Here is an 8,607-nt window from a genome sequence, read left to right as displayed (position 1 = left end):
CCCGGCCCTTTGCCTGCCGACGGCTACGCGCTCAACGAGCGCGCCCCGCTCAGTTGTCGTCCTCGTCGATCAGAAACCCCCGCATGGGCGACGGCGCCTGCTGCTGCATCGGCTGCGGCGCCTGCGGCCGCACCGGCGCCATCGGCTGCGTCATCGCCGGGGACATCTGCTGCTGACCGCCGTAGGAGGGGCCACCGCCCATGGACGGGTTGCCGCCCATCGGCTGGTTGCCGTGGCTGCCGTGGCTGCCGCCCATGGGGTGCCCCATGGCACCCGCACCGGCCGGAGCCAGCGAGGGCGACGGCGGCAGCGACGCGGCCGCAGGGGTCCGCGGCGGAGCCAGCGAGTCGTCGGCCTGGGTCTCCAGCTGACGCAGCTGGCTCTCCAGGTAGGACTTCAGACGGGTCCGGTACTCGCGCTCGAAGCCCCGCAGGTCCTCGACCTTGCGCTCCAGCGTCGCGCGGGCCGACTCCAGCGAGCCCATCGCCACGCGGTGCTTCTCCTGCGCGTCCCGCTCCAGCGCGTCCGCCTTGGCGCGGGCGTCCCGCTCCAGGCCCTCGGCGCGGCTGCGGGCCTCGCCGACGATCTTGTTGGCCTCGGAACGGGCCTCCGCGATCGCCTGGTCGGCGGTCTGCTGGGCGAGGGACAGGACACGGGCGGCGCTGTCGCCGCCGGGGCCCTGCTGCTGCATCTGCGGCGGCTGCTGCATCTGCTGCATCTGCTGCTGCTGCGGGTTGTGACCGCCCATGGGGCCGCCCATCGGGCCGCCCATGGGACCACCCTGCATCGGGCCGGGGCCGTGCGGGCCCTGCGGACCGGGGCCGTGCGGACCCTGGGGACCGTGACCGCTGGGACCGGCGGGCAGCTGCGGAGCACCACCGGGCAGCTGGGGGGGACCCATCTGCGGGGGCTGCTGCTGGACCGGCGGGCCCGATATGGCGGCGGGCACCGGGGCCCCCGGCCGGTCCTGCTGCTCGGGCGGCTTGCGCATGCCCTGCTGCTGCTGGTTCTGCGCGGCGGCACGCGTGGCGGCGGCCAGCTTGGCGCGCAGGTCCTCGTTCTCACGGAGCAGGCGGGTCAGCTCCGACTCGACCTCGTCGAGGAAGGCATCGACCTCGTCCTCGTCGTAGCCCTCTCGGAGGCGGACTGTCGTGAACTGCTTGTTCCGCACATCCTCGGGAGTCAGCGGCATCTCTTCTTCACCTCTACGTAGTCGTCGGCAGTCGGCAAGACCGTATCGCTCACAGCCTGGTCACGATGCTGATCAGGATGGAAACGATGATCATCAGAACGAAGAAGGACAGGTCGAGTGCCACGCCCCCGAGACGCAGCGGCGGGATGAACCGCCGCAGGAGCTTGAGCGGTGGATCGGTGACCGTGTAAGTGGTCTCCAGGACCACCACCATCGGCTTGCCCGGTTGCCATGAACGTGCGAACTGGAAGACGTAGTCCATGACGAGCCGGAAGATCAGCACGATGAGGAAACACATCAACGCGATGTAGACAACACTTTGAGCGACGCCCATCCTCGCGCTTCCCTCTCCCCTGGCTCTCGTAGCTCCGGCCTCGCGGCCGGGTTGTTCCCGGTGTCGTGTTCTCAGCTCTGGTTGAAGAATCCGCCCTCTGCGATGCGGGCCTTGTCCTCCGCCGTGACATCGACGTTAGCAGGCGACAACAGGAACACCTTCTGTGTCACTCGCTCAATGCTGCCATGGAGACCGAAGACGAGTCCCGCGGCAAAGTCGACAAGTCGCTTTGCGTCCGTGTCGTCCATCTCCGTGAGATTCATGATCACCGGGGTGCCCTCACGGAAGTGTTCCCCGATGGTACGGGCCTCGTTGTAGGTCCTGGGGTGCAGCGTGGTGATCCGGTAGGGCTCCCGCTCGGACACGACCTTGGGCATGATCACCGGTGCGTTCTTCTCCATGTTCGGACGTTCAGGTGTGATGGATGCCACGGGTGCGATCCGGGCGGGTCGCTCACGCTCCACCGGGATCTGGACCGGCTCCCGCTGGGCCGGGGGCTGCACCGCCCGAACCGGTTCGTCACGCTCCCGGTCGCGCTCCACCTGATGTGCGGGCTGGTGCCGGCGCCGGTCTCGCTCGGGCTCCGGCTCGGGTTCGAATTCGTCGTCGGGGTCGAACCCCGGGCCGTCGTACCCATCGTCCTCCACGAGGCCGAGGTAGACCGCCATCTTGCGCATCGCGCCGGCCATGCTCTGAGTCCTCCGCTCTGTGGTGGATCGGCATCTGTCACCAAGTGCCCGCGATCCACTCCGGCCTGCCCGCCATAGGCGGTAATGACCATATTTTCTGCTGTGGTCCGACTTGCTTGGCGACGTTACCCGAGCCCGGGGCGGACTCCGAGTACCGCAGTACCGACGCGCACATGTGTCGCTCCGGCCGCGATCGCGTCCTCGAGGTCCGCACTCATCCCTGCGGAGACCATGTTCGCAGCCGGATGGTTCCCGCGCAGCCGGGATGAGAATTCCATCAGCCGGTCGAACGCCGCCCGTTGCCGCCCGGCGTACGGTCCGGCGAGCGGCGCGACGGTCATCAGACCGTCCAGCCGCAGGCCGGGCGCGGCGGCGACCGCGTCGGCCAACTCCTCGATTCCGTCGGGGGCGACACCGCCGCGGGCCCCCCGCTCGCCGCTCTCCGCGTCGAGCGCGACCTGGAGGAGGCAGCCGAGTTCACGGCCGCCGCGTTCGGCCGCCGCCGAGAGCGCGGTCACCAGCTTCGTACGGTCCACCGACTGCACGACATCGGCATAACTCGCCACAGAACGCACCTTGTTGGTCTGCAATTGACCGACAAAGTGCCAGGAGAGGGACAGATCCGTACAGGCGGCGGCTTTGGGGGCGGCGTCCTGGTCGCGGTTCTCCGCGACCTGACGCACACCGAGTCCGTGCAGAATCCGCACATCGCTCGCGGGGTAGGTCTTGGTGACCACGACGAGGGTCACCTCGTCCCGCTCGCGGCCGGCCGCGGCACAGGCGGAAACGATCCGTTCCTCCACCCGCGCCAGATTCGCGGCGAGTTGTTCCTTACGTTCTGTCATGCCCTATCAGTCCAGCCAGACATATCCGGCGAGCCGCCCGGTGGTGCGGTCGCGTCGGTACGAGAAGTGGTCGCCCGATTCGAGGGTGCAGAAGGGCGACAGGTGCCGGTCGGTGACGCCGAGGGCCGCCAGCTGGGCGTGGACTCCGGCGGTGACGTCCACCGCCGGGGTGCCCCAACTGGTCTCGGACCAGGAGCCGGGCACACGCGCGGCGACCTCGTCCCGCATCGTGGCCGGCACCTCGTAGCACCGTCCGCAGACGGCGGGCCCGGTGTGGGCGCTGATCCGGGAGACCTCCGCGCCGAGCCGGACCATGGCCCCGACCGCGGCCGGTACGACTCCGGCGACCAGCCCCGGCCGGCCCGCGTGCGCCGCCGCGACGACGCCGGCGACCGGGTCGGCGAGCAGGACGGGGGTGCAGTCGGCGGTCAGAACGGCGAGCGGGAGCCCGCGCCGCGCCGTCACCACCGCGTCCACTGCGGGGATTTCCGGGGCGTCGCCCCAGGGTCCGTCGACCACGGCCACATCGCGGCCGTGGACCTGGTTCATCCAGACGACCCGTGCCGGATCGAGCCCCCGGGCGCGCGCGGCCCGCTCCCGGTTGGCGAGAACGGCGGCGGGGTCGTCACCGACCGCGCCGCCGAGGTTGAGCTCCGCGTACGGAGCGGCGCTCACCCCGCCCCACCTGTCGGTGAAGGAGAAGTGAGCGCCGCCCCGCGAAAAGACAGAAACCTTCGAGCTCACTGCGTCATGCGGACCTATCACTTCAAGAAGTCCGGTACGTCCAGCTCTTCGGCCTGGGAGTCCTGGTAGGGACGGGCCGGCGGGACGTGCGGCGGCGCGACGACCGGCGGCAGGTGGGTTTCGCCCGCCACCGACGCCGGCTCGGCCTGGACCGACGGTTCCTCGCGCGGGGGCACGGAGCCCAGTCCGCCCGACTGGCGCACGGGCTCGGCGGCCCGGACCGGCGGGGCCGGCTCCTCGCGCTTGGCGCTGTTCGCGCCCAGGACGATCTCCCGCCGGGCCGGCGGCTGCCCGCCGTCGAAGCCCGCCGCGATGACGGTGACCCGCACCTCGTCGCCCAGCGCGTCGTCGATGACCGCGCCGAAGATGATGTTCGCCTCGGGGTGTGCCGCCTCGCTCACCAGCTGGGCGGCCTCGTTGATCTCGAAGAGACCGAGGTCGCTGCCGCCGGAGATGGAGAGCAGGACACCGCGGGCGCCGTCGATGGACGCCTCCAGGAGCGGCGAGGAGATCGCCATCTCCGCGGCGGCCACCGCGCGGTCGTCGCCGCGGGCCGAGCCGATCCCCATGAGCGCCGATCCGGCCTCGGACATGACCGACTTGACGTCGGCGAAGTCGAGGTTGATCAGACCCGGGGTGGTGATGAGGTCGGTGATGCCCTGGACACCCGAGAGCAGCACCTGGTCGGCCGACTTGAACGCGTCGAGCACGCTGACCTGGCGGTCCGAGATGGAGAGCAGCCGGTCGTTGGGAATGACGATGAGGGTGTCGACCTCTTCGCGGAGTTCGGCGATGCCGTCCTCCGCCTGGTTCGCACGACGCCTGCCCTCGAAGGTGAACGGGCGGGTGACCACACCGATCGTCAGGGCGCCGAGCGAGCGCGCGATGTTCGCGACGACGGGTGCGCCACCGGTACCGGTGCCGCCGCCTTCGCCTGCGGTGACGAAGACCATGTCGGCCCCCTTGAGGACCTCCTCGATCTCCTCACGGTGGTCCTCTGCCGCCTTACGACCGACGGCCGGGTTCGCCCCGGCGCCGAGGCCGCGGGTGAGTTCACGGCCGACGTCGAGCTTGACGTCGGCGTCGCTCATCAACAGGGCTTGCGCATCCGTGTTGATCGCGATGAACTCGACGCCCTTGAGACCGACCTCGATCATTCGGTTGATGGCATTGACACCACCGCCGCCGACACCGATGACCTTGATGACTGCGAGGTAGTTCTGCGGTGCTGCCACGTCGAAGGCCTCTCGCCTCGAGTTACGTGTCGTCGCTTCGCGGTGATCCCGCCGCGACGACGGATGCCGATTGGGACGGTCCGAACGCCGACCCAAACCCTAACGCTGAAGTTTAGGGTTACCAGTGTGTCTGCTTCATGGACTCTTCCGAACAGGACACTAAGTCGACAAGTGGCGCCCGTTCAACGAACACGCCGAACCTCCCGTTTTTCTTTTCACCCTATGTGATCACCCGTAGCGCTGACCAACCAGGGTGCTGGCCAGGCCGAATACGCGTCAACTACCCGACACCGCGGGAGCGGTGGGTGCACTCACGTCGAAGTGTCCCGCTTTGGGGGCGGCTTTCATGAGAGCGGTGAGAACTTTCGCCTTCACCGCACCCTGTTCACCACTTCCCCAGATCACCGTGCGGTCCCCGGTGAGCTCCAGGGAGATGGCGTCGTAGGAGGCGACCCGCACGACGCGGGTGTCCTCGGCGACGCCACCCGGGAGATCGCCCGCGACCCGGACCGCTTCCCGCACCAGCCGGTCGGCCCCGAAACGGCGCAGGCTCGCGGACCGGCCAGTGGCCGTCTCCAGCAGAGGCACGCGCCCGGGCGCCTTGTCCACCGTGGCGAAACGCACACCCTTGGCGTCCACTTCAATGAACTTTGCGCCCTTTTTCACCAAAAGGACCGGATTTCGCTCGGTCACCTTAAGTCCGATGCCGTGCGGCCATGACCGTACGACATCCACCGAGTCGATACGAGGCAACTTCTGGCGCAACCTTTTCTCGATCGCGCCGGTGTCCACGGATACGAGCGGGGAACCCATCGGTACCCGGGCCGCGTTCTCCACCTGGGCCGGCGTCAGCACTCGGACCCCGGTGATCCTGACCTGTTCGACCCGGAGCCAGGAAGAGCCGTAGAGCGCCCAGACGGCGCCGGAGCCGAGCAGCAGCACGGCCGCGGCGATCAGGATCAGCAGTCGGCGCCGGGAAATACGGCGCCCCTCGGCGCGTGGGCGCGGCGGCCGGTCCGGGGCGTCCTCCTGCTTCCCTGCACCGCGCTGGGCGGTCGTCGGTCCGGCCACGCTCGCTCCTTATGCCGGGTCCGGGGGCCATCGCCCCCGGACCCGCCCGCCTCACGCGTTACGACGTGCGGCAATCGCCTCGTACACCATGCCGACCAGAAGATCGTCGGCGTCCCGGCGGCCGAACTCCGCGGCGGCGCGGGACATTTCATACAATCGGTGCGGATCGGACAGCACCGGCAGGACGTTGCCCTGCACCCACTCGGGGGTGAGCGCGGCGTCGTCCACCAGCAGGCCGCCGCCGGCGTTGACCACCGGCTGGGCGTTCAGCCGCTGTTCGCCGTTGCCGATGGGCAACGGGACGTAGGCGGCGGGCAGCCCGACGGCGGAGAGTTCGGCGACGGTCATCGCGCCCGCACGGCAGAGCATCATGTCGGCCGCGGCGTACGCGAGATCCATCCGGTCCACGTACGGTACCGGGATGTAGGGGGGCATCCCCGGCATGTTGTCCACGCGCGGCAATTCGTTCTTCGGGCCGACCACGTGCAGGATCTGGATGCCGGAGCGCTGGAGCAGCGGCGCGACCCGCTGGACCACCTCGTTGAGGTGGCGGGCGCCCTGCGAGCCGCCGGAGACCAGCAGCGTCGGGAGGTTGGGGTCGAGGCCGAACGCGGCGCGCGCCTCGGGGCGTACCCGGGCCCGGTCCAGGGTGGCGATGGTGCGGCGCAGCGGGATGCCGATGTAGCGGGCGCCGCGCAGCTTGCTCTCGGGCGTGGAGACGGCGACGCCGTGCGCGTACCGCGAGCCGATCTTGTTGGCCAGGCCTGGGCGGGCGTTGGCCTCGTGGACCACGATCGGGACGCCGGCGCGCTTGGCGGCCAGGTAGCCGGGCAGGGCGACGTAACCACCGAAGCCGACCACGCAGTCGGCCCTGGTGCGTTCGAGGATCTGCTCGGCGGCCTTGATGGTGCCGCGCAGCCGGCCCGGGACGGTGATGAGTTCGGGGGTCGGCTTGCGCGGCAGCGGTACGGCCGGGATCAGGGCGAGTTCGTACCCCCGCTCGGGTACGAGCCTGGTCTCGAGTCCGCGCTCCGTGCCGAGAGCGGTGATCCCCACGCTCGGGTCCTGCCTGCGCAGGGCGTCTGCGAGGGCAAGCGCGGGCTCGATGTGGCCGGCGGTCCCCCCGCCGGCGAGTACGACATGCACCGAAATTCACCGCTCTCCGGACGGACGCTTCTTGACGCGCCGTCTCATCGTCTTCCATCTCACCCCGGGCCTCCGCACGGCCAGGGCCGCCTTCGCGGCGGGCTCGTCCCGCGCGAACGCGATCAGCAGCCCGACGGCGAACATGGTCGGCAGCAGGGCCGACCCCCCGTAGGAGAACAGCGGGAGCGGGACACCGGCGATCGGCAGCAGGCCGAGCACCGCACCGATGTTGATCACGGCCTGCGCCGTGATCCAGGTGGTCACACCTCCCGCTGCGTACCTCACGAAGGGGTCCTCCGTGCGTCCCGCCACGCGGATACCCGCATAGCCTAGAGCCGCGAAGAGGGCGACTACCGACAGCGTCCCCGCCAACCCCAGTTCCTCCCCGGTGATGGCGAAGATGAAGTCCGTGTGGGGTTCGGGAAGTTGACCCCATTTTTCCACACTTGCGCCGAGCCCCGATCCGAACCATCCGCCCGACGCCAGAGCATAGATGCCGTGCACGGCCTGCCAGCACGAGCCGCCGGGGCCGGGTTCGCTGGCCCCCATGCAGTCCAGCCGGGACATCCGGTTGGGGCTGGTCTTGATCAGCAGGAAGCCGATGAGTCCGGCGGTGGCGAGCACTCCGGCGAACAGCCGGGTCGGCGCACCGGCCAGCCAGAGCAGTCCGAAGAGGATGGCCGTGAGAATGATCGCAGTGCCCATGTCGCCGCCGAGCATGATCAGCCCGAGCAGCATGAAGGCGACCGGGACCAGTGGCACGAGCATGTGCTTCCACTGGGCCAGCAGCCGCTTGTCCTGTTTGCGGGCGAGCAGGTCCGCCCCCCACAGCACGAGGGCCAGCTTGCCGAACTCGCTGGGCTGGAGCTGGAAGGGGCCGCCCAGGTAGAGCCAGTTGCGGTTGCCGTTGACCGACATCCCTATCCCCGGCACCTGGACCAGCACCATCAGGAAGACGGCGCCCATGAGCAGCGGGTAGGCCAGCGCCCGGTGCAGTTTGACCGGCATCCGGGCGGCGATCGCCATCAGCCCGGCCCCGATCACGGCGGCCAGGAACTGCTTGCGGAAGAAGTAGGTGCCCGGCTTGCCGAGTTCCAGGGCCTTGATCATCGAGGCGGAGTAGACCATCACCAGGCCGAGCACGGTGATCAGGAGCCCCGCGCCCAGGATCACGTAGTACGCCGTCAGCGGGCGGTCCCAGGCCCGCCGTGCCTGCTCGTACAGCCGCCGTGCACCGCCGCCGCGGGGGCTGCGGGGGCTGCCCGTGCTCCGGGCGCGTACCGCCGCGGGGCGCCGGGCCTTGGCGGCGGGCCGTACGCGCAAGCTCTCTTCGGCCGGCATGTCCCTGTCC

The 8,607-nt window shown here is 69.9% G+C and carries 9 protein-coding genes; all 9 read right to left on the bottom strand.

The genetic code is table 11. The annotated features are described in order from the left end of the window. Positions 1-49: 49 nt before the first annotated feature. Entirely contained in the window at positions 50-1,192 is a 1,143-nt protein-coding gene (locus E6P78_RS30400; protein ID WP_136206846.1) for a DivIVA domain-containing protein, read from the bottom strand. Between the two features lie 49 nt (positions 1,193-1,241). After that, positions 1,242-1,526: a YggT family protein gene (locus tag E6P78_RS30395; RefSeq protein WP_018518688.1), complete on the bottom strand. Its 285-nt coding sequence runs from the start codon at positions 1,524-1,526 to the stop codon at positions 1,242-1,244. A 71-nt stretch (positions 1,527-1,597) separates the two neighbouring features. Continuing rightward, positions 1,598-2,215, bottom strand: coding sequence for a cell division protein SepF (gene sepF / locus E6P78_RS30390; RefSeq protein WP_136206845.1), 618 nt, complete (start codon positions 2,213-2,215; stop codon positions 1,598-1,600). A gap of 125 nt (positions 2,216-2,340) precedes the next feature. Further along, complete coding sequence (locus E6P78_RS30385; protein ID WP_136206844.1) at positions 2,341-3,060, bottom strand: YggS family pyridoxal phosphate-dependent enzyme; 720 nt, start codon at positions 3,058-3,060, stop codon at positions 2,341-2,343. 6 nt (positions 3,061-3,066) lie between these two features. After that, positions 3,067-3,804 (bottom strand): peptidoglycan editing factor PgeF, encoded by a 738-nt coding sequence (gene pgeF / locus E6P78_RS30380; protein WP_136206843.1) that lies wholly within the window; start codon positions 3,802-3,804, stop codon positions 3,067-3,069. Positions 3,805-3,821: 17 nt separating this feature from the next. Continuing rightward, entirely contained in the window at positions 3,822-5,039 is a 1,218-nt protein-coding gene (gene ftsZ, locus E6P78_RS30375; RefSeq protein ID WP_136206842.1) for a cell division protein FtsZ, read from the bottom strand. A 276-nt stretch (positions 5,040-5,315) separates the two neighbouring features. After that, positions 5,316-6,110, bottom strand: coding sequence for an FtsQ-type POTRA domain-containing protein (locus E6P78_RS30370; protein WP_136206841.1), 795 nt, complete (start codon positions 6,108-6,110; stop codon positions 5,316-5,318). A 51-nt stretch (positions 6,111-6,161) separates the two neighbouring features. Continuing rightward, positions 6,162-7,256 carry an undecaprenyldiphospho-muramoylpentapeptide beta-N-acetylglucosaminyltransferase gene (gene murG, locus E6P78_RS30365; protein ID WP_136206840.1) on the bottom strand — a complete coding sequence of 365 codons (1,095 nt, stop codon included), beginning with the start codon at positions 7,254-7,256 and terminating at the stop codon, positions 6,162-6,164. A gap of 6 nt (positions 7,257-7,262) precedes the next feature. Then, positions 7,263-8,597, bottom strand: coding sequence for a putative lipid II flippase FtsW (gene ftsW / locus E6P78_RS30360; RefSeq protein WP_136206839.1), 1,335 nt, complete (start codon positions 8,595-8,597; stop codon positions 7,263-7,265). Between the last annotated feature and the right edge of the window lie 10 nt (positions 8,598-8,607).

It is taken from the genome of Streptomyces sp. A0958, assembly GCF_004795035.1.
In the GTDB taxonomy this organism is placed as follows: domain Bacteria; phylum Actinomycetota; class Actinomycetes; order Streptomycetales; family Streptomycetaceae; genus Streptomyces.
This window is presented reverse-complemented; position numbering and strand designations above follow the sequence as displayed.